The following is a 22375-nucleotide window of genomic DNA, read 5'->3' as shown; positions in this document are numbered from 1 at the left end:
AGAAAAACTATAAATTTAAAGGTTCTGAATATTCATTGACCGTTCACCATATATAAATTAGAATACAAAAGAGCTTGGTTTATCGCTCAGATTCTAAGGAGGATCATATCCATAATTTTATTTTTATAGTGTTTCTTCTCATAATTGATACTCTCGAAAATTATATTTAAAAATAAGATAAATGAGGGGAAAGAAAAATGAATATAAATAAAAATTCACATGAACTTCTAGACAAAGCTATTGCATTACGTGAAGATGGGCGTGCAAAACAAGATATGACAATTATAAAAGAAGCACTTAACCTTCTTCTAAATATGTCTGAAAATGATCCAGAAAACGCAGAAATTAATTATCAAATTGGAATTGCCTATGATAATTCCGGTTTATGTAACGAAGCAATTCCTTATTATGTTAAAGCGATTGAGCAGGGTCTATCCGGTCCAGATCTACAAAGGTGTTTACTTGGCCTTGGCAGCACTTACCGGCTTTTGGGACACTATAAAGAAGCAGTTGAGACCCTTCACCGTGGTGTGACAGAATTTCCTGAACATCGAGGTCTACAAGTCTTTTATTCTATGGCTCTGTATAATACAGGGGAATATAAAAAGGCTATGGAAATTGTTTTAATGAATTTAATGGAAACTACAAATGATGAAACACTTCAATACTTCAAGCGTGGCATTTCTTATTATGCCCAGCATCTTGATGAAACTTGGGATTCAATAAAGTAGAAATTAAATAAGAAGTAAAATTCAAATGATACGCAGTGGAAACCTATAAGAGCTCCATTGCGTTACATCTTTTTTTAACAATAGCTATCCTTTAGCTGAAGAACATATGCGAAGTTTATTCAACTATCGGGCCCTTTCTGGAACAATTTTATGGTCATTTAACGTCTAATTCTTCATTTTTAATTTTGTTCTTGTTTTCCATAGTGGCCCCTCATTCTTGAAATCGATTCCGTATCCTCTTTAAAGTTATGCCACTATTTGTTAAGCGAAATCAAAAAAAGCCGATTTCCAAGTTGGAGAAATGACCTTAAAAAATCCTCTTCAACTCATTAAAGTGTGACAATAATCGGACCATTTTTAGTAAGGATAATCGTATGTTCCAATTGAGCTACATAGCTTTTTTCTGTAGCATAGGTCCAGCCGTCTTCTTTTTGGAATACTTCTTCTTCAAAGGTTGAGATAAATGGTTCGAATGCGATAACCATCCCTTCCTTTAATAATTCATCATCCGATGTATCCTTATAATTATAAATATGGTCAGGTGCTTCGTGTATTGTACGTCCAATACCATGTCCTGTAAGGTTTTTGATAACAGTTAATTCATACTGTTTTGCTGTTTGGAATACTACTTTTCCGATTCCACTTTTTTTGGAACCAGGTTTTGCTTTTTTAAGACCTGCTTCAAATGCTTCTTTTGCAACGTCGCATATTTTCGTTAACACTTCTTCTCCTTCGCCTACTACAAACGAGATTCCTGTATCTGCGAAATAACCGTTCTTTGAGCCAGAAACATCTACATTTACTAGATCCCCTTCATGAATAACCCGATGACCCGGAATACCATGTGCCACTTCTTCATTTACACTAATACAAGTATAGCCAGGAAAATTATATTCACTTTTTGGAGCTGAAACTGCGCCTTCTTTCTCAAAAAGCTCTCTGGCTATATCATCAAGTTCTTTAGTGGTTATGCCAGGAATTGTTCTTTGTACCAATTCATCTCTAATAGAGGCAACAATTTTGCCAATTTCCTTCAAACCATTAAAGTCTTCTTCTGTTTTTGCAATCATTTTTCCTACCTCACTATCTTTTATCATCAATTAACTATATAAGTGTTATTTTCTCGAAAAACTCAAGCAATGTAAATTATTTGTACGTTGCGTGAAGAGATGAAACATCCTGAAAAGTAAATCTATAATCTTTATGATTTTGAGTAAAATCAACTGTAACCTTAATCAATTAACCTTTGCTGTTGAAGAAGCAGCTTTTCCACAACTCTATACAAAACAACACTCTTCTACTATCCTGCTCCGTTAGCACAATAAGAAAAAAGCGACTATTCTTATAGAATAATCGAACCCTTTAGTTCAACGAGAAACTTCTATAGCAAGACCATATAACTTAACCATCAAAATACATTTCAGGTATGTTAGGGGTTTACCTTTTTCAATTTGTATTTCTGTACTTTACTTAATTCTGGTTGATAAGAAACTTATAGGTTTAATATTAAAGAAAAAAATAATGATCTTCCCCATTTGTGTACTTTTAATTTGCAAATACATAACCAAATATCGATTACTATAATAACAAACGTATAAAACAAAAATTGGCGGGAATGAGTCGGTTCAATACCGCCTTCACACCAGCCAATTAACTGCTTAGTATAAACTCTAACTTTTTAGGGGCACACCAGTTTAACGGCCTACTTCGCTTTTACCTTGAAATTGGGACACTTCTACTGTTCCCCCATTCCAGCAAGATTCTTTGATCCAAAGTTATCAAGCAATTCACGCACTTCATCTGTTGACTCTGTGCTCATTAGTTGATTTCTTAATTCACTTGCCCCTCGAAATCCTTTGACATATATCTTAAAAAAGCGATGAAGAGCCTTAAACGGACGTAGCTCTAATTCTGAATATTTATCATGGAGATCCAGATGCAATCTTAAGAGATCAAGCAATTCCTTGCTGCTATGCTCTTTCGGCTCTTTTTCAAAGGCAAATGGATTATTGAATATACCACGCCCAATCATAACTCCATCAACACCATATTGGCGGGCGAGCTTCAAGCCAGTTTGACGGTCAGGAATATCCCCATTGATCGTCAAAAGTGTATCTGGGGCCACCTGGTCACGAAGTTTCTTAATCTCCGGGATCAGCTCCCAATGAGCATCTACTTTGCTCATTTCCTCTCTTGTCCGCAGGTGAATGGAAAGATTAACAATATCTTGTTTCAATATGTGTGTCAGCCATTCGTGCCATTCGTCTACATCCTTATAACCAAGCCTTGTCTTTACACTTACGGGCAATCCTCCTGCTTTTGCTGCTTGTATTAAATCTGCTGCAACTTCTGGACGACGGATAAGGCCACTTCCCTTCCCATGCTGTGCCACATTAGGTACAGGACAGCCCATATTGATATCCACACCCCTAAACCCAAGTTTCGCCATACCAATACTCATTTTCCGAAAGTATTCAGGCTTATCCCCCCATATATGGGCTACAATTGGTTGTTCATCCTCTGTAAAAGTCAAACGCCCGCGCACACTTTGGTTTCCCTCTGGGTGACAATAACTCTCACTGTTTGTAAACTCTGTAAAAAACACATCAGGTCTGGCTGCTTCACTCACTACATGGCGAAAAACAACATCCGTTACATCTTCCATTGGTGCCAGTATAAAAAAAGGTCGTGGTAAATCACGCCAAAAATTATCTATCATATTCATATTCAATTCCTCTCATTATGGGACACCAGGCCAGTCCCTTATCCCAAAATTAAAAAGCAAAATGTCCCTGCTTCTTTTACACTTATACCATGCTTAAGCACTTTTTATCAAACTGATCGGAAATGTTTATTTTAACTTCACAATCCCTATACAACCAAAATAATCTCCTGCTAAAATCCACTCCATCAACCAGTATTCCTCTGTTCGAGTTAAAATAAAGTTTTGCTAAAAGATACTTAAAAGAAAATTGGAAGAACACTGAATTGACAAGGGTTCAACAGGAAAAAGACCCCGAAATCGCAAAAGTATTATTTGCGAAATCAGGGTCGGACTGGCAAATGTTTATTTTAACTAGCAAGAGTATTTTTAGTTAGACCTCTTCAATTCCAAATTCGTCACTGATTCAACATGTGCCAAGTGTATGAGGCAACACATGAGATGTTGGTGGGTATTATTTATGAATAAACTATTATATTTAATCTATTTTTTTAGGATTGATGCTTCTTTATTAAAGCATCCTATAGTTAAAGTAGCAAACTTCACAATCTCTTTTATACCTTAACATAACCCAGTCCCTTAAATGTGTTGTTCTGAAATCTTTCCTATTACAAAAAGACAACTTCTTTTTAAAGTGTTGATAGTATGTCTATGTAAGATACCATTATTTCCATAACACTTAGATAGATTGACCTTATTTTTCATAATAAAATTTCCTCAATTGAAATATACACTCTTTTTAAATGTTATCATACTTGATTACAATTCCTCATTTTTAAATTCATAGCGTTTATATTTGACCATCGATACAATCCCAAGAATGGGTCCAATCGATAGTAAGGTAAACACCCATTCCCAACCAATAAACCTCTGAATAACGGGGATGAGATTTATAGAGAATATCGTAATGAGGAAACCGATACACATTTGAAAAGTTAAGGCTGTTCCAACATATTCAACTTCTGCTACTTCTGAAACTGCGGCAGAAAACTGGGCAGAATCTGCTATAACAGACATCCCCCAAATGATAGAAAGTATTAATGTTAACCAAATAAATTGACCAAATGTAAAACCAATTAATATACAGCATAAAGCACTAATCAACATAGAAATAATCGTTAAATTGGATCTTCCGATTTTATCCGAGATTAGTCCACCTAATACACAACCAATCCCCCCTGCAAATCCGATTGAAATAAACGAGGATAATGCAATGAACCATTGAGAAATTTGGGGTGCATAGATTGTGAAACTAACGGTCAAAAAAGTAGGGAGCCATGTCCACATCGCATACAGTTCCCACATATGCCCGAAATAACCGTAGTTTGCAAGCATTACAGGTTTATTCGTTACGACTTTTTTTATTAATTTAAAAGAGAAAGGTATTTTTTTCGATGTTTCTGGAGCATCTTCTAAAATCCATCTGACAATGATTGTGGCGAATATTGCTAATACCGAACTGCAAATAATCACTGACTGCCAACTAAATGAAGAAAAAAACATCACAATAAAATGTGGTAAAGATGACCCTAGCGTTAACGCTGCTATTAAGATACCTATTGCTAGTCCACGCTTTTTTGGAAACCATTGTGATAAAATTTTAACAGCTATTGGATATACCCCAGCGAGAGTGATTCCAGTAAATATCCTTAGCATAATACCGAAAAAAGCATGATCTACTAGAATTAATAATCCATTTACTATTGCTCCTAGAAACGCCGAAATTGCAAAAACTTTTCTTGGATTATAACGGTCTGCAATCCCAAAATACGAACTAAATAATGCCCCTATTACAAAGCCAAGTGGAACAGAAGAAGACAACCATGATTCGGAATTGGGGCTAAGGTTCCAAATTACATTTAGTTCAGGGGCAATCACTGAAGCACTAAACCACAAGCTTAATGCGAATAGTTCTGCTATTCCAATCCATACTAACGCTCTCCAAGAACCTTGAATCATAATATTCACCTTTTGAAATAAAACTGGATATTATAATTTATTAAAAATTGAATGCGATTATGTTTAACGAGCTTATAGAAATAAAATAAAGCTCAATACCTTTGTAAATATAAGTGTATCTAACCTATTTTTACTGAAGGTTTGCAATACTCTTCCTCAATTATTCTGCGTCGTTAGCTTAATAAAAAGGCTACCAAAGACGGTAGCTAGTTTAAAAGCTGATGTATTTAGGTCAGTTTAATAAATTTGCAATAATAATTAACAGAATGGATACTGAAAAGAAAACAATGATAAAATATCCAAAATATTTTAAAGGCTTGGGTAACTTTGTAAAATCAGCTTTGGCAAAATTCGCCGGATTACCTTCTATTTTGTTTAAGTGGTCAATTGCATCATTAAATGGCTTATCATCCTCTTTCATACAATCACCTCTTTATTAAATTTTAACAGAAACATTTCAACTGTGTTGATATTTATGTGGATTATTCTTAAACAAACCTGCCCCGTTAGTTAAAAATAAAGATTTATCGACTTCCTCATAACGTTCTTCATATCTGGTTTCAACTTTCAAAGGCTCATTTGAATAATCTTTTGTCACTCCATTATCGATATCATCAAGAGGAGTATATTGGTTACTAGGAAGTTTGTTATTTTTTCTCTTAAACATTTTGATAAGGCTATAAGCAATTACCCCAATAATTAAAACAAAGACAAAATATTGCATAATTCCCCTCCCTTTGTGAATTTTTTACTAAGAAAAGAGTTAGGTCACCCTTTATTGTGCTAAACTGCCACATTAGTTAGAGTACAATTTTTCACAATCTTTATATTAATTTTAACAGATAATGACAATTACCTTTCTGCTTTTTTAAAATCAACTTTAAAATTACTTAGTACTCAAACAATGGAATTAACACCCTATTTTGCACGATAACAATAGTTATTTCACATATAATTCGGCGTGTTAATTACTTTCAATTTCTAATGTTAAAATATAAAAAATTGCAATAACAAGGGATTTTAAAAGACCAAATCATATTCGATTTGGTCTTTAATTTAGAGTTTCTCTACAAAAACCGAGCTACTTATATACATACATTCGTCTTTTTAAGTAAACTTTATATTTTGATCAAGCGCATGTTTTAAATCATCCCAAATATCTTCCCATGCTTCTAAACCAACTGAAAGACGGAGAAGCGTGTCCGTGATGCCCATTCTCTCCCGATCTTTTTGCGGAACAACGGCATGTGTCATCGTTGCAGGATGCTGAATTAAAGTTTCCGCATCCCCGAGACTGACTGCAATTTTAATGAGTCGGCAGCGGTCGAGAAATGCTTGTGCGTCTTCTTTTGTTCCTTTTAATTCAAAACTAATCATACCGCCAGGTTTTTTCATCTGCCTTTTTGCCAGTTCGTACTGCGGGAATTCTTCATCTCCAGGAAAGTAGACCTGTGTGACTTGAGGATGTGCTTTAAGCAGCGGCGCAATTTTTTCTGCATTTTCACAGTGGCGGTCTAAGCGGACAGCTAATGTTTTGAGTCCGCGAATCAACAGCCAGGCATCCATCGGGCTGATTACCCCGCCTATATCTTTTAAAGTCGTTTTAGAGATTTCCTCCAGGTTTTCCTTTTTACCAGCAACAACACCCGCAATTACATCGCCGTGACCGCTGATATATTTGGTGGCACTATGTATGACATAGTCACACCCAAGTTTGATTGGCTGCTGAAGATAGGGAGAACAGAACGTATTATCCACGATCACCGGTATCTTTTTCTCTTTTGCAACTTTGACCACCATTTCGAGGTCAACCAGCTTCATTGTTGGATTAATCGGTGTTTCAATGTAAATACAGGCCGTATTATCGCGGATTGATTTTCTGATTGTATCTTCGTTATCAAACACGATAAGATCATGTGAAATGTGGTGTTTTTCTTTTAAAAGCTGAAGCAGGCCAAATGTACATCCATATATGCCTTCCGAACATAAAATGTGGTCCCCCGATCTCGTTAAATAAAAAAGCGTCGCGGAAACTGCCGCCATCCCTGAACCAAAGGCAAGTGCCGCTTCCGCCTGCTCAAGTACAGCGATTTTCTCCTCTAACACTCTTACTGTCGGATTCCCTAACCGGGAATAAATATATCCGTCACTTTCCCCTGCAAATCGAAGCTCCCCTTCTTCTGCCGTCGGAAAAGTAAATGTTGATGTCTGATAAAGAGGCGGCACCAGGCTCCCCTGAAACTTCAAAGAATCATATCCACTGTGTATCGCCTGTGTTTCAAACCGCTTTTGCTTTTCCATACAACACCCTCCATATGAAAATATCACTCTCTTTTTCTATGATATGATAAATGTTCGATAAATGAAAGCGTTTTCAAAATTGTTTTTGGGTGATGATTGGATTTGTATTTGCAGTTTATGGCTGGGTTTTGTTCATTAGGAACAGTGTTTGAGATCAAATTTTGTAGTTTTGCACGTTATTTTAACTTTTCGCACGTTATTCAGGATTTTTGCACGTTATTTTAACTTTTTGCACGTTATCAGTAATTATTGCACGTTAGGAGGACTAATTACATTGGATAGAGAAATATTAGAAGAAAATTTCTTAAAGGAGGTACTAAATGTTTATAAAAATCAGGGAAAAATCAATCAAATTAATAAAAGAAGATGCACTGCTAGCATTACTTCCAGAATTTCATAAAAAACGTCCGGAAATTTTAAGAAATTCGCAAAAAGGGTGGGCGGGATATCGCGGAGAAAAAGAACTGGATTATCATTTAACCTTTCTGCCAGATACTTTTACAATTATACCAGATCTTCGAATACCAATTAATGATACATTTTTTCAAATCGATACCTTGATACTCTGCCCCTATTTTACCCTAATAATAGAATCTAAGAATATCTTTGGTTCTCTATACTTCGAACCTGACTCAAACCAAGTTATCCGTACTTTTAATCAACAAGATGATGGATTTCCTAACCCCATTCTACAAGCTAAAAGACAAATGAAACAATTTAAACGCTGGATTTCTGCGAATTTCAATAAAGAAATCCCTTGTTATTACATGGTTTCAATTGGGTCACCACGAACAATTGTAAAAGGCCCCCGTTCCATTTTTCAATATGTGCAACACGCTGAACACATTCCCGACAAAGTAGAATCACTTCTAAAAAATGAAACAAACCCTTATATAACTCCTTATTTACTCAAGAAAATATCTTCCCTTCTATTAAAAGAAAATACTCCACTTGAATTTGACGCCCTTAACTATTATCAATTAAATAAAGAAGATCTGATGCGAGGAATTACTTGTTCAAAATGCAACCAAGCTATCCTCCAACGAACTCATAAATATTGGAGATGCTCAAGCTGTGATTTTTATTCAAATGAAATTCATATTAAATATATTGAAAACTACCTAAATCTGTTTAATACAATCACCACAAAAGATTGTGAAAGTCTTATCGGTATTTCCTCTCGATTTACAATCAGGAGAATCCTCCTCGATATGGGACTAAAGCCAAATAAACAGAGACCCCCCCCAATACAAAAAACACCCCGCAGACTAATCCGCAGAGTGCTTCCCTTTTAAACTCTTCCAACCGCTTTCCCAGCAATATCCTTCCGATAAAACACACCATCACAATCGAGCTTTTCAAGTTCACCGTAGACACGGGACTGAGCCTCGCTAATCGTTTCACCCTTAGCGCCCACCAACAGTACACGCCCGCCATCTGTCACAAAATCGCCGGCTTCATTTTGTGCAGTACCGGCATGGAACACTTCAGCTTCAACCTGACTCAATCCGCGCAATACCGCACCTTTTTCATAAGCGTCTGGGTACCCTTGCGAAGCCACCACAACCCCGACCATAGCCTGTGGGTCCCATTCTATTTCCGGAACCACCCCATTAATAACCGCCAGCATTACCTCTGCTAAATCAGACTTCATCCTCGGTAAAATCACTTGGGTTTCCGGGTCGCCGAAGCGGGCATTAAATTCGATGACTTTCGGACCGTCCGCAGTTGCGATCAGCCCTGCATATAATACCCCGCAAAAGCCTCTGCCTTCCGCAACCAATGCTCGAGCGGTCGGCTTTAAAATCGTTTCGACCGCCACACCGACTACCTCTTCTCCAATATGAGGCACCGGAGAATAAGCTCCCATGCCGCCGGTGTTGGGTCCCTGATCGCCGTCAAAGGCGCGTTTATGGTCTTGGGCAATTTCAAGCGGAGCAACTTGTTCTCCGTTTACAAAGGCCATTAACGAGAATTCTTCCCCGCTTAAAAATTCCTCGACTACGACTCTTGAAGAAGCCTCGCCGAATTTGCCGGCGACCATCATTTCTTCCAGACTCTCTAACGCTTCTTCTAGTGAAAGTGCAACAGTTACTCCTTTACCAGCAGCTAAGCCGTCAGCTTTAATGACGATCGGTGCACCTTTTGCCACGATATAATCCTTCGCAGCTGCAAAATCTGTAAAGACCTTAAACTCCGCCGTTGGAATACCGTATTTTTTCATTAAGTCCTTTGCGAATGACTTGCTGCCTTCAATGAGGGCTGCTTCGCCTCTAGGACCAAAAACTGCAAGCCCTTCCGCCATAAAGCGATCAGCTAACCCTTCCAGTAAAGGAACCTCAGGGCCAATTACGGTCAGACCAACTTCATGACTCTTCACAAATTCCACTAAGGCATCATGCCCGTACTCATCAATCCCAACGAGCTCTGCTACATCGGTCATCCCTGCATTTCCGGGCGCGACATAAACGGTCTTAACCATTGAGCTTTCTGCAAGCTTTTTACATAATGCATGTTCTCTTCCGCCACGGCCTATGACGAGTACATTCATTTTTCCCACCTCAAATTTGATTAATGTTTAAAATGTCGAACTCCTGTAAACACCATGGCAATGCCATACTCATCAGCTTTTTTAATGGAATCTTCGTCACGGATAGACCCGCCCGGCTGAATGATTGCTGTAATTCCTGCTTTAGCTGCTGCTTCCACTGTGTCATTCATTGGGAAGAAGGCATCGGAAGCTAAGACCGCACCAACTGCACGCTCTCCTGCCTGTTCAAGCGCGATTTTTGCAGCACCGACACGGTTCATTTGTCCGGCTCCAACCCCTAGCGTCATTTCACTATTGTTGACAACGATCGCATTTGATTTAACATGCTTGACGATTCTCCAGCCAAATTGAAGCGCCTTCCACTCTTCATCTGTTGGTTCTCGCTTAGTTGCAACTGAAATTTCTGCATTTTCATACGTAAAACGATCTTGGTCTTGAACGAGCAAGCCGCCCTCAATCGAGGTTAACTTTTGTTCTGGTTTATTGACCTGATCGAACGGAACTGTTAATAAACGGAGATTCTTTTTACCTGTTAAAATATCAAGTGCCACTTGTGAGAAAGATGGGGCAATCACAATTTCTAAAAAGATTTCATGCAGCTTTTCAGCAGTCGCTTTGTCTACTTCGCGGTTAAAAGCAATAATACCGCCAAAAATAGACACAGGGTCTGCTTCAAACGCTTTTGTAAAAGCCGTAAATACAGAGTCACCCGTCCCCACGCCACACGGGTTCATATGTTTGACCGCTACAGCTGCAGGTTCCTTGAACTCTTTTACAATTTGCAGAGCAGCATCGGCGTCGTTGATATTGTTATAGGAAAGCTCTTTCCCATGCAATTGGGCTGCATTGGCAATGGAAAATGCAGATCCTAATGGCTTACGGTAAAAGGCTGCCTTTTGATGAGGGTTTTCCCCGTAGCGAAGGGATTGTTTTAATTCATAAGTAACCGTCAGCTTTTCTGGCGTTTCTTCTCCCGCTAAATCGGTCATATATTCGGCAATCATTGCATCATAAGCCGCTGTATGACGGAATACTTTAGCAGCGAGACGGCGGCGTGTTTCTTTTCCAACCTCACCTGCTGTTTTTAATTCCGCTAAAACCACATCATAATCAGCCGGTTCTACGACAACCGTCACATACTCATGATTCTTCGCGGAGGCACGAAGCATCGCTGGTCCGCCGATATCAATGTTTTCAATCGCATCTTCAACTGAAACATCTGGCTTTGCAATCGTTTGTGCGAAAGGATATAGGTTCACACAGACTACATGAATCGGCTGGATGTTATGTTCTTTTAACTGCGCCTGATGACTTTCATCTGAAAATTTAGCAAGCAGCCCTCCGTGGACATAAGGATTCAGGGTCTTAACACGACCTTCTAAAATTTCAGGGAATCCGGTTACTTCACTGACACTAACGACAGGAAGACCACTCTCTTCAAGCGCCTTCTTAGTTCCGCCGGTTGAAATTATTTCAAATCCTAATTCGGCTAGTCCCTTGGCAAATTCAACGACACCGTTTTTATCTGAAACACTGATTAACGCTCTCTTTGTCATCGCAACTTCCCCCTTATGAATGTAATAGTTTTTGTAAAACGGAAGGATATAATTCGTGTTCAATTTTTTGGATTTTAGCCTGTAAGCTTTCTCTTGTTTCAGTTTCGGAGATGGAAACAGACTGTTGGACAACGATCGGTCCTGTATCCATTCCTGAGTCTACGAAATGAATGGTAACCCCGGTTTCTTTAACCTTGGCCGCTAAGGCTTGGCCAATCGCATCTTTTCCTGGAAACGCCGGCAGTAAAGAGGGGTGAATGTTGACGATTTTTCCTTCATAGGGTGTTAAAAGAACTGGTCCTATTAATCTCATATACCCCGCCAGCACGATAATATCAATCTCTAATTCCTTCAGCTTTTCATATAATTCCGTTTCATAATCTGCTTTACTGGCATATTCCTTCGGATTAAACACAAAGGAAGGAATCTCCTCTGTGGAAGCACGCTCTATACAAAAAGCCCCGGGTTTATCACAAACTAATAAGGAAACCTCTGCATCTAACTTTCCCGCTTTTACTGCATCGACAATCGCCTGAAAATTACTTCCGCTTCCGGAGGCAAAAATCGCTAGCTTTTTCATGAGAATCCTCCGTTTATCAGCTGATGATTTCGATTCTAGCTTTATTTGTAACTTCACCGATTGCGTAGGCTTTCTCGCCGGCCTCTTGCAAATGGAGAATAACGTCCTCCGCCATCTCAGGGTCAACTGCGAGTACCATTCCTGTTCCCATATTAAAAATGTTGTACATTTCCTTGCGCTCGAGTTTTCCAAGTGACTCCATTAAAGTGAAAACAGCAGGGACTTTCCAGTTTTTCTCGTAAAGAACTGCCCCTAACCCTTCAGGGAACATGCGCGGAATATTTTCGATAAAGCCTCCGCCTGTAATATGAGCTATCCCCTTAATCGGGAACTTTTTCAAACTGGACAAAACAGATTTAACATAGATTCGGGTTGGCTTTAACAGTTCTTCCCCTAATGTGCAGCCTAACTCTTCGACGTATTGATCCAGAGGCATTTTCGCCTGTTCTAAAAATATTTTTCGAACCAAAGAGTACCCGTTGCTATGAATCCCGTTGGAAGCTAAGCCGATCAGAACATCGCCCGCCTTAATTTTCTCACCGGTAACAAGTGCTGATTTTTCACAAGCACCGACGGCAAAGCCAGCGATATCATATTCATCTTCACTATACATGCCCGGCATTTCCGCTGTTTCACCGCCTACTAAAGCACAGCCTGCCTGAACACAACCGTCAGCAACACCTTTCACAATCGCTTCGATTTTAGCAGGTTCCGCTTTGCCGCAAGCTATATAGTCTAAAAAATAAAGCGGTTCAGCTCCTTGAACCACGATATCGTTGACACACATTGCAACTGCATCAATCCCAATCGTGTCATGCTGATCCAGCATAAACGCCAGCATTAGCTTCGTTCCGACTCCATCCGTGCCAGACACTAATACAGGTTCTTTTAATCCAAGGGTGGAGAGATCAAACATTCCTCCAAAACCCCCGAGTCCGCCAAGTACACCTGGGCGCATGGTTGTTTGAACATGCTTCTTCATTCGGGTTACAGCTTCATAGCCAGCCTCAATATTTACACCTGCTTGCTTATATGCATTCGCCATTCCTGCTCCTCCTAAGGGGTGTACTTTTCTTATATCATTAACAGTCGCTGAAACGTGTCGTGATCTATATGTTTGTTACGGACATACGATCCGTTATTTCCTCATAAACCTCTGTTTTATGGATGCTTGCGGACATGGGATCCGTTATTTGCCGAAAATCATGCAAAAATTACAGGTTTTTACTCGAATAACGGAACCAGTGTCCGCTTACCTTAGGAAATCCTCGATTTTGCCACAGATAACGGAACCAATGTCCACAAAAAATTCGACATCTTCTTGAGAGGTCATCGTTTCTGAAACAGAAGAACCGTCCCCCTGTTTCACACTTTTTCATAAGGATGAAGTGTATCTTCGTAAATTTCAGTCGGATAATTTCCTGTAAAACAAGCAAGACATTGTCCGCACTTGCTTTCAATCGGCTCTCTGCCGATTGCCTCTAGCATGCCTTCCACGCTTAAAAAGGTTAAGCTATCTGCTCCGATGATCTCGCGGATTTCTTCCACCGTACGGCTTGAAGCGATCAGTTCTTCTCTTGTTGAGGTGTCAATCCCGTAGAAGCAAGGATTTTTAATCGGCGGTGAGCTGATGACGACGTGAACCTCTGTTGCACCTGCCTCTTTTAACATCGTTACAATCCGGCGGCTAGTGGTTCCCCGAACAATTGAATCATCGACCATGATGACTCGTTTCCCCTCAACCACTCCTTTTACAGGGGAAAGCTTCATTTTCACCCCTTGTTCTCTTAGAGTTTGAGATGGCTGAATAAAGGTTCGGCCCACATAACGATTTTTGATTAATCCCATTTCATAAGGAATCCCAGATGCTTCTGCATATCCAATTGCCGCGGAGATACTGGAATCCGGTACGCCTGTCACAACATCTGCTTCAATCGGTACTTCTTGTGCCAGCCTTTTTCCCATATTTTTGCGGACCGTATGCACGTTAATTCCTTGCACATTGCTGTCCGGCCGTGAGAAATAGACGTATTCCATCGTACAAATTGCTGGATTTGTATAAACCGTATACAGTTCGGAACAAATACCTTCATCACTAATAGTCAGCATTTCACCAGGTTCCACGTCGCGGATAAATTCAGCGCCGACCACGTCGAAAGCACAAGTCTCAGAAGCTACGACAATAGCATCTCCAAGTCTGCCGATAGATAGCGGACGAAGACCATTTGGATCTAGCGCAATGATCATTTCCATTTCGGTCATAATTAAAAAGGCAAAGGCTCCTTTAAGCTGGGCTAATGCTTGTTTGACCCTGTCTTTCAATGGCGCAAGCGTTCCGCTCCGTTTAATTAAATGCGCTAATACCTCGGTGTCTGAAGTTGTTTGAAAAATACTTCCCTTTGCTTCTAATTCCCTTTTTAAGCTGGTTGCATTAACAAGATTTCCGTTGTGGGCAAGAGCAAGACTTCCTGTCTGTGATCGGAATAATAGCGGCTGAACATTTTCATAGCCGCTGCCGCCAGCCGTTGCATAACGAACATGGCCGACAGCTGCTTTTCCGGAAAGCTTCTCCATTTTATCGGCAGTAAAAATTTCGGAAACTAGGCCTTCACCTTTCATTCCAGTCAGTTCCGCGCCATCTGTAACGACCATCCCGGTGCCTTCTTGGCCGCGGTGCTGAAGACTATGAAGCCCATAATAAGTCAGCTGGGATGCGTCTGGATGTCCCCAAATTCCAAAAATACCGCACTCTTCATTAAGACCTTTTAGCTCAGCAAGCATGGAATCGCTCCTTTCCAGGCTTGCTCTAATTCCTCTACATCCTGGCTTAGGATTTCTCCTTCATCTGAAAGAATCTGAAGAGTAGGTGTAGAAGTGACTTCCCCGATTAAAGTAGCCTCTACTAAATTTTCAAATGCTGCTTTGTTTTCTTTTTTAACCGTTAATAGAAAACGAGATTGAGACTCACTGAATAGGCTTGAAACAACATCACCATGGATCGTTACTTGAGCCCCGAGACCGTTTGAACCTATTAAGCTCTCAGCTAATGCGACGGATAAACCGCCTTCTGCCAAGTCATGAGCAGACTCAATTAGGCCTGAACGAATCGCATCAAGTACTTGCTTCTGATTCTTTTCTTCCACTTCTAAATTCAGTTCAGGAGCTTTCCCGAAGATTTTTCCGGAAAGCAGCTTTTGCAGTTCGCTGCCGCCAAATTCAGGTTTTGTTTCACCAAGCACATAAATAAGGTCGCCAGCTGCCTTAAAGTTTTGGGTGGTAATGTGATCTAAATCTTCGATAAGACCGACCATTCCAACGACTGGAGTCGGATAAACTGCGGTGCCGTTTGTTTCGTTATATAATGAAACGTTTCCGCCAATAACTGGGGTTTGCAGTACCCGGCAAGCCTCACTCATTCCATCAACGGCTTTTTCAAGCTGCCAAAAGATTTCAGGCTTTTCAGGGTTGCCAAAGTTGAGACAATCTGTAAGAGCAAGGGGCTGTCCACCGGAAGCAACGATATTTCGTGCCGCCTCTGCCACTGCAATTTTCCCGCCAGTTTCAGGATCTAAATAGAGATATCTTGAGTTACAATCAGTTGTCATTGCCAGTGCTTTTCGTGTACCTCTAATTCTGACAACGGCTGCATCCGAACCAGGGGCTACAACCGTATTGGTACGAACCATGTAATCATATTGATTGTAGACCCACTCTTTACTTGCAATCGTAGGCTGCTTTAATAGCTGCAGCAGCGTTTCTCCGTAGTTTTCAACCTGTGGAATCGAGTTATCCATTGCCTGGAACTTGCGGAAATACTCAGGTTCACGGGATGGCTTATGATAAACTGGCGCATCCTCAGCTAATGCATCGACTGGAACATCGGCTACAACTTCACCCTTGTGGATTAGGCGCAAGCGCTTATCATCGGTTACATGACCGACCGCGACTGCTTCTAAATCATACTTCGAAAATAAATCCGCGATTTCTTGCTCTCTTCCCTTTTTCACAACAATTAGCATCCGTTCCTGGGATTCTGAAAGCATCATTTCATAAGCAGTCATACCTTTTTCCCGCTGTGGGACAAGGTCTAGATTCATTTCTATACCAGAACCAGCTTTACTTGCCATCTCAGCACTTGAGCTTGTCAATCCTGCTGCACCCATATCTTGAATTCCGACAAGGGCATCTGATTGAATCAGTTCTAAGCAAGCTTCGAGCAGAAGTTTTTCCATAAAAGGATCTCCTACTTGAACAGCTGGCCGCTTTTCATCGGATTGCTCCGTTAATTCTTCTGATGCAAACGTAGCGCCATGGATTCCGTCCCGGCCAGTTTTCGCTCCGACATACATCACGGTATTACCTACTCCATGAGCTTGCCCTTTTTTAATATCTTTATGGTCGATTAAACCGACACACATCGCATTAACAAGCGGATTTCCTTCGTAAGATGCTTCAAATTGGATTTCTCCGCCTACAGTCGGGATTCCGATACAGTTCCCGTATCCGGCAATACCGGCTACAACTTCCTTGAATAGATATTTCACCCGATCGGACTCTAGCTCACCAAAGCGTAACGAGTTAAGCAGAGCGATTGGTCTTGCCCCCATTGAAAATACATCACGGATAATTCCGCCAACTCCGGTAGCTGCTCCTTGATACGGCTCGATCGCGGAAGGATGGTTATGACTTTCAATTTTAAATACAACCGCCTGGCCATCCCCAATATCAACAATTCCAGCTCCTTCCCCTGGCCCTTGAAGTACTTTTTCTCCTGAGGTAGGGAATTTTTTAAGAACAGGCTTGGAGTTTTTATAGCTGCAATGCTCAGACCACATAACCGAAAATAAGCCAGTTTCCGTGTAATTCGGTGTACGTCCAAGAATGTTTTCTGCCACCCGAAATTCTTCATCAGACAGACCCATATCGCGATAGATTTTTTCTGCTTTAATTTGTTCTGGACTTGGTTCAAGCATTAATGACATGTGCTTCCCTCCAATGATGTACAATCGATTTGAAAAGCTTAAGACCATCTGCTCCACCTAGAAGAGAATCAACCGCTCTTTCCGGATGGGGCATCATTCCGAGTACATTTCCTCTTTCATTGATAATCCCGGCAATGTTTTCAAGGCTGCCATTCGGATTATTTTTATAGGTAAAAACAATTTGCTTATTTTCTTTGAGTTGTTTTAACGTCTCTTCATCACAATAATAATTTCCTTCGCCATGAGCGATTGGAATTGTAATTTCTTCTCCCTGCTGGTAGGCAGAAGAGAACATGGTTTCATTATTCTTAACCTGTAGTGTCACTGGTTTACAAATAAATTGAAGACTTTCATTACGGCGCATAGCACCAGGAAGCAGACCGGATTCAAGCAAAATTTGAAATCCATTGCAGACCCCAAGGATTGGTATCCCGGCATCTGCTGCCTTAATAACCTCTTTCATAACCTTGCTAAAGCGGGCAATCGCACCAGAACGTAAATAGTCACCATAAGAGAAGCCGCCTGGAAGCAGAATTCCGTCAAATCCATCTAGACTCTCAGCATCGTGCCATACATATTCTACGTCTTCTCCTAATTCGTCCTTGATCGCATGATACATATCTACATCGCAATTGGAGCCAGGAAAAACAATTACAGCAAATTTCACTGAGCAACACACTCCTCAATCTCATAGCGGTAATCTTCAATGACCGGATTCGCTAGCACCTTATTACAGATCTCTTTCACAACCTCTTCAACGTCGCGGTCCGTTTTTTCGATGGTAAGCTCCATAAATTTACCGATTCGGACCTCAGCCACATCTGTATATTGGAGTGAATGTAAAGAATTCTTTACTGCAGTCCCTTGCGGATCTAATACACTTTCTCTTAATGTCACGAAAACCTTCACTTTGTACATGGTGTATGCCCCCAGTCTAATTTTTGAATGTTTTAGTTAGCTTGTTTTACTTGCTTGCGATTCGAGCGAAAATATTTTCATAGGCATCGGTTAAACTGCCTAAATCCCGGCGGAACACATCCTTATCGAGTTTTTCCTTTGTTTCCATATCCCAAAGACGGCAAGTATCCGGAGATATTTCGTCTGCAAGCAAGACAGTGCCGCTTGTGTCTTTGCCGAACTCTAATTTAAAATCTATGAGCTGTACGCCTAAGTCCGCAAACCATTGAGTGAGAACATCGTTGACTTGAAGCGCTTTTTCCTTAAGTAATGCGACTTCTTCAGGTGTTGCGAGTTGCAGTTCGTAAATATGATCATCAATAATGAGCGGATCACCGAGTTCATCATTTTTAAAATAAAATTCGACGAGCGGTTTAGATAATGGTGTTCCTTCCTGTATTCCGAGCCGCTTTGAAAAACTTCCTGCTGCTACATTCCGTACAACTGTTTCAAGCGGAATAATATCCACTTTTTTTACAAGCTGTTCAGTTTCAGAAATCCGTTTGACGAAATGTGATGGAATTCCTTCCTGTTCAAGCTTTGAAAATATTAAACTGGTAATCTCGTTATTCAGACGTCCCTTTCCGGCAATTTCTGATTTCTTTTCACCGTTGAAGGCGGTGGCTGAATCTTTATATTCGATCCAAACAATGGTCGGTTCATCTGTGCTATATACTTTTTTCGCTTTTCCTTCGTATAACAGTGCTCTTTTTTCCATAAAAGAGCCTCCTTTGTGGTTATTTGGCTGTAAAGAGCGAACTTTGTGGTCTCTTTTCTGTACTTAGAGTTCGGATAACCGAACTCAGGAGGAGATAACCGAACTCAAAGAGCTATTAACCGAACTCAGGAATTGGTTTAACGAACTTGGATCCGGTTAACCGAACTCAGGAACCCAATTACCGAACTGAGGACCGGTTAACCGAACTTAGGAGCCCTGTTACCAAACTTAAAACTCGTAAACAGAACTCAGAAACGGTTAACCGAACTCAGCCTATTGTTTTGAAACACGAGAACCGTCCCTCTGTTTCCCTCTGTTTCACAGCCCTAATCGATCAAAAATGGTGTCGACGTGTTTGAGGTGGTAGCTGTAGTCGAAGCAGTCATCGATTTCGGTTTGTGATAGCTTGGATTGGATCGCTTCACTGGCTTGCACCAAGCCTTTGAATGGGACTTGTTTTTCCCATGCTTCCATGGCAAGGGGCTGCACGGTATCATAGGCTTCTTCGCGGGGAAGACCTTTGTCAATCAAGGCAAGCAGCACACGCTGAGAGTAGATTAAACCAAGTGTGCGTTCCATATTGCGTTTCATATTTTCTGGGAAAACGGTTAAGTTCTTTACGATATTGCCAAAGCGATTGAGCATATAATTCAAGGCAATCGTTGCGTCTGGCAGAATAATTCTTTCTGCTGAAGAATGCGAGATATCACGTTCATGCCAGAGCGGCACATTTTCGTATGCGGTCATCATGTATCCGCGAATGACACGAGCCATACCTGTCATATTTTCAGAACCAATTGGATTACGTTTATGCGGCATGGCTGAAGATCCTTTTTGACCTTTTGCAAAAAATTCTTCAACCTCACGGGTTTCACTCTTTTGCAGTCCGCGAATTTCAACCGCAAACTTTTCAATAGAGGTCGCAATCAGCGCAATCACTGACATGTAGTTCGCGTGCCGATCACGCTGCAAAGTTTGTGTTGAAATTGGAGCCGGCTTAATCCCAAGCTTTTCGCAAACATATTGCTCGACAAATGGATCAATGTTGGCATAGGTTCCAACCGCTCCTGAAATTTTCCCGTACTCAATTCCTTTAGCAGCTTGCTTAAAGCGCTCCAGGTTTCGCTTCATTTCTTCATACCATAATGCAAGCTTAAGCCCGAAAGTCGTTGGCTCTGCATGGACACCATGTGTTCTTCCCATCATCACTGTATATTTGTTCTCTTGTGCCTTATTCTTCAAAATCTCGATGAAGTTTTCCAAGTCCTTTAAAATAATTTGATTCGCCTGTTTAATTTGGTAAGAAAGAGCAGTATCAACGACATCTGTAGAGGTTAATCCGTAGTGAACCCACTTTCTTTCTTCTCCTAGTGTTTCAGAAACGGCACGTGTGAACGCAACAACATCGTGTCGAGTTTCTTCTTCGATTTCTTTGATTCGATTTATATCAAAGGAAGCCTTTTCCCTGATTTTTTGAACATCCTCTTTCGGAATATCACCTAGCTCAGCCCAGGCTTCACAAGCTAAGATTTCTACCTCCAGCCAAGCTTTAAAACGATTTTCTTCTGTCCAAATCGCGCCCATTTCTGGACGAGTATAGCGATCAATCATCTTTTGTTATCCCCCGATCTTTTCCTTTGCAGTTTCCCAGATTTGACTTGTTGTAAATTCAGCAAGCGCATCCTCAATTGAGTCTGTTAACAGTGTGACATGCCCCATCTTCCTTTTCACCTTCGCTTCAGCTTTTCCATAAAGATGAAGCTTCCAGTTAGGATAGGACTTAAACTTTTGAATCACAGCTTCCTGATGCTCTCCTAGTATGTTTACCATAACCGCGGGCTTTAATAGCTCGACTTTTCCTAATGGCCAATTACATACTGCGCGGATATGCTGTTCGAATTGCGATGTCTCACAGGCTTCAATCGTATAATGCCCGGTGTTATGCGGTCTTGGCGCAAGTTCATTGATATAGATGCGGCCATCTTCTGTTAAAAACATTTCTACAGCTAATGTTCCGGCTAAGCCTAGGGAAACCGCAATTTTTTGGGCCATTTCTATTGCCAATGCTTCCTCTTTTTCTCCGATTCTTGCCGGTACAATCGTTTGATGTAAAATATTTTCCCTATGAATGTTTTCTGCGACCGGAAAAACAGCCAATTCACCATCCAAATTTCTTGCCATAATCACGGAAATCTCTTTTTCAAAATCAATCCATTGTTCGAGCACGCAAACCCCTTGTGATAAAAGCGCTGCTGCTTGCGGGATTTCCTTTTCGGTGCGAATCACAAATTGTCCCTTGCCGTCATAACCGCCCCTTGCTGTTTTTAAAACAGCTGGGCAGCCGATTTTCTTAAGCGCTGCTTCTAAATCAGCCGCAGTTTCGATCACTGCATAAGGTGCAACCTCTACTCCTGCTTTGACAAGTGCCGCTTTTTCGCTAACCCGATTTTGCGTAATTTTTAAAATTTCCGTCCCTTGAGGAACGAACGCATTTTCATATAGCCACTGCAAGCTTTCAGCATCGATATTTTCAAATTCATAGGTAATCACATCACTTACGGCAGCCAATTCTCGAATCGCTTCGATATCATTGTAGGGACCTACGATTTTTTCGTCAGCCACTTGCCCGCAAGGTGAATCCTCAACCGGGTCAAGAACAGCAATCCGAAACCCCTGTGCTTTAGCAGCAAGTGCCATCATTCTCCCCAACTGTCCGCCGCCAATGATTCCTATCGTTTGACCAGGTAAAATCATCCGCTTAGACAAGCTCATCACTACTTTCTAAAACTGCCTGTTTTGTCAGTTCTCTCATATTTTCAAGCTTTTGCGCTACTGTACTATTTGTTATACCAATAATTTGAGCTGCTAAAAGTCCTGCGTTAGTCGCGCCTGCTTTCCCAATCGCAACAGTTGCAACCGGAACTCCGCCAGGCATTTGAACGATAGAAAGTAAAGAGTCCAGCCCGTTTAGAGCTTTTGACTGAACCGGTACTCCGATAACAGGTAGGGTTGTCTTAGCAGCTACCATACCTGGTAAATGTGCAGCACCGCCGGCTCCCGCGATTATCACTTTAATGCCCCGATCACGTGCCCCTTCGGCAAATTCAAACATTAGATCCGGGGTCCGGTGAGCAGATACTACTTTCTTTTCATACGAAATATGGAGCTGATCCAATACTTCGCAAGCATGCTTCATCGTTTCCCAATCTGACTTACTCCCCATGATAACAGCTACTTCTGGATTCATATTCTCCCTCCAAAGATCGATATTTTTCAAAAAATAAAGCCCGAGACAGAGTATACTTTATCCTTTAAGAG

Annotated in this window: 20 protein-coding genes; 2 read left to right on the top strand and 18 right to left on the bottom strand. The window is 40.8% G+C overall.

Annotated features, from left to right (window positions below; all coding sequences use genetic code 11):
* Positions 1–197 precede the first annotated feature (197 nt).
* Positions 198–731 carry a tetratricopeptide repeat protein gene (locus CRO56_RS08125; RefSeq protein WP_097158114.1) on the top strand — a complete coding sequence of 178 codons (534 nt, stop codon included), beginning with the start codon at positions 198–200 and terminating at the stop codon, positions 729–731.
* A 329-nt stretch (positions 732–1060) separates the two neighbouring features.
* On the opposite strand, the gene map is transcribed toward CRO56_RS08125, so the two are convergent.
* From map to megL, 6 genes are all read right to left on the bottom strand, one after another.
* Positions 1061–1801, bottom strand: a complete 741-nt coding sequence (gene map, locus CRO56_RS08120; RefSeq protein WP_097158113.1) for a type I methionyl aminopeptidase — start codon at positions 1799–1801, stop codon at positions 1061–1063.
* Positions 1802–2466: 665 nt separating this feature from the next.
* The gene (locus CRO56_RS08115; protein WP_097158396.1) at positions 2467–3450 is read right to left on the bottom strand and encodes a tRNA dihydrouridine synthase; all 984 of its coding nucleotides are present in this window, start codon (positions 3448–3450) and stop codon (positions 2467–2469) included.
* A 762-nt stretch (positions 3451–4212) separates the two neighbouring features.
* Positions 4213–5412: an MFS transporter gene (locus CRO56_RS08110; protein WP_097158112.1), complete on the bottom strand. Its 1200-nt coding sequence runs from the start codon at positions 5410–5412 to the stop codon at positions 4213–4215.
* 232 nt (positions 5413–5644) lie between these two features.
* Complete coding sequence (locus CRO56_RS08105; protein WP_097158111.1) at positions 5645–5833, bottom strand: hypothetical protein; 189 nt, start codon at positions 5831–5833, stop codon at positions 5645–5647.
* Between the two features lie 36 nt (positions 5834–5869).
* A complete protein-coding gene (locus CRO56_RS08100) occupies positions 5870–6136 on the bottom strand; it encodes a hypothetical protein (RefSeq protein WP_097158110.1) in 267 nt (88 codons plus the stop codon).
* Between the two features lie 383 nt (positions 6137–6519).
* Entirely contained in the window at positions 6520–7713 is a 1194-nt protein-coding gene (gene megL / locus CRO56_RS08095) for a methionine gamma-lyase (protein ID WP_097158109.1), read from the bottom strand.
* A 320-nt stretch (positions 7714–8033) separates the two neighbouring features.
* Between megL and CRO56_RS08090 the strand changes: the two genes are divergently transcribed.
* Positions 8034–9008: a nuclease-related domain-containing protein gene (locus CRO56_RS08090; protein ID WP_097158108.1), complete on the top strand. Its 975-nt coding sequence runs from the start codon at positions 8034–8036 to the stop codon at positions 9006–9008.
* Here CRO56_RS08090 and purD read toward each other — a convergent pair.
* The 12 genes from purD to purE all read right to left on the bottom strand — a co-directional run bounded on the left by purD (position 9005) and on the right by purE (position 22304).
* Positions 9005–10264: a phosphoribosylamine--glycine ligase gene (gene purD / locus CRO56_RS08085; RefSeq protein WP_097158107.1), complete on the bottom strand. Its 1260-nt coding sequence runs from the start codon at positions 10262–10264 to the stop codon at positions 9005–9007. The genes CRO56_RS08090 and purD overlap by 4 nt on opposite strands.
* A gap of 20 nt (positions 10265–10284) precedes the next feature.
* Positions 10285–11820 carry a bifunctional phosphoribosylaminoimidazolecarboxamide formyltransferase/IMP cyclohydrolase gene (gene purH / locus CRO56_RS08080; RefSeq protein WP_097158106.1) on the bottom strand — a complete coding sequence of 512 codons (1536 nt, stop codon included), beginning with the start codon at positions 11818–11820 and terminating at the stop codon, positions 10285–10287.
* 13 nt (positions 11821–11833) lie between these two features.
* Positions 11834–12400, bottom strand: coding sequence for a phosphoribosylglycinamide formyltransferase (gene purN / locus CRO56_RS08075; RefSeq protein WP_097158105.1), 567 nt, complete (start codon positions 12398–12400; stop codon positions 11834–11836).
* A gap of 16 nt (positions 12401–12416) precedes the next feature.
* Positions 12417–13445 carry a phosphoribosylformylglycinamidine cyclo-ligase gene (gene purM, locus CRO56_RS08070; RefSeq protein WP_097158104.1) on the bottom strand — a complete coding sequence of 343 codons (1029 nt, stop codon included), beginning with the start codon at positions 13443–13445 and terminating at the stop codon, positions 12417–12419.
* Positions 13446–13765: 320 nt separating this feature from the next.
* A complete protein-coding gene (purF, locus tag CRO56_RS08065; protein WP_097158103.1) occupies positions 13766–15181 on the bottom strand; it encodes an amidophosphoribosyltransferase in 1416 nt (471 codons plus the stop codon).
* Positions 15166–17382, bottom strand: a complete 2217-nt coding sequence (gene purL / locus CRO56_RS08060) for a phosphoribosylformylglycinamidine synthase subunit PurL (RefSeq protein ID WP_097158102.1) — start codon at positions 17380–17382, stop codon at positions 15166–15168. Before purL ends, purF begins: the two co-directional genes overlap by 16 nt.
* The gene (gene purQ, locus CRO56_RS08055) at positions 17366–18049 is read right to left on the bottom strand and encodes a phosphoribosylformylglycinamidine synthase subunit PurQ (RefSeq protein WP_097158101.1); all 684 of its coding nucleotides are present in this window, start codon (positions 18047–18049) and stop codon (positions 17366–17368) included. The genes purL and purQ overlap by 17 nt, the downstream gene beginning before the upstream one ends.
* Positions 18046–18300 (bottom strand): phosphoribosylformylglycinamidine synthase subunit PurS, encoded by a 255-nt coding sequence (gene purS, locus CRO56_RS08050; RefSeq protein ID WP_097158100.1) that lies wholly within the window; start codon positions 18298–18300, stop codon positions 18046–18048. Before purS ends, purQ begins: the two co-directional genes overlap by 4 nt.
* 46 nt (positions 18301–18346) lie before the next feature.
* Positions 18347–19057 (bottom strand): phosphoribosylaminoimidazolesuccinocarboxamide synthase, encoded by a 711-nt coding sequence (gene purC / locus CRO56_RS08045; protein ID WP_097158099.1) that lies wholly within the window; start codon positions 19055–19057, stop codon positions 18347–18349.
* Positions 19058–19375: 318 nt separating this feature from the next.
* Positions 19376–20668 (bottom strand): adenylosuccinate lyase, encoded by a 1293-nt coding sequence (gene purB, locus CRO56_RS08040; RefSeq protein WP_097158098.1) that lies wholly within the window; start codon positions 20666–20668, stop codon positions 19376–19378.
* Between the two features lie 6 nt (positions 20669–20674).
* Positions 20675–21829, bottom strand: coding sequence for a 5-(carboxyamino)imidazole ribonucleotide synthase (gene purK / locus CRO56_RS08035; RefSeq protein ID WP_179714211.1), 1155 nt, complete (start codon positions 21827–21829; stop codon positions 20675–20677).
* A complete protein-coding gene (purE, locus tag CRO56_RS08030; protein WP_097158096.1) occupies positions 21816–22304 on the bottom strand; it encodes a 5-(carboxyamino)imidazole ribonucleotide mutase in 489 nt (162 codons plus the stop codon). The genes purK and purE overlap by 14 nt, the downstream gene beginning before the upstream one ends.
* Positions 22305–22375: the final 71 nt, after the last annotated feature.

The organism is Bacillus oleivorans, assembly GCF_900207585.1.
In the GTDB taxonomy this organism is placed as follows: Bacteria; Bacillota; Bacilli; order Bacillales; family JC228; genus Bacillus_BF; species Bacillus_BF oleivorans.
The sequence above is the reverse complement of the archived record's forward strand: the minus strand, read 5'-3'. Positions and strand labels throughout refer to the sequence as shown.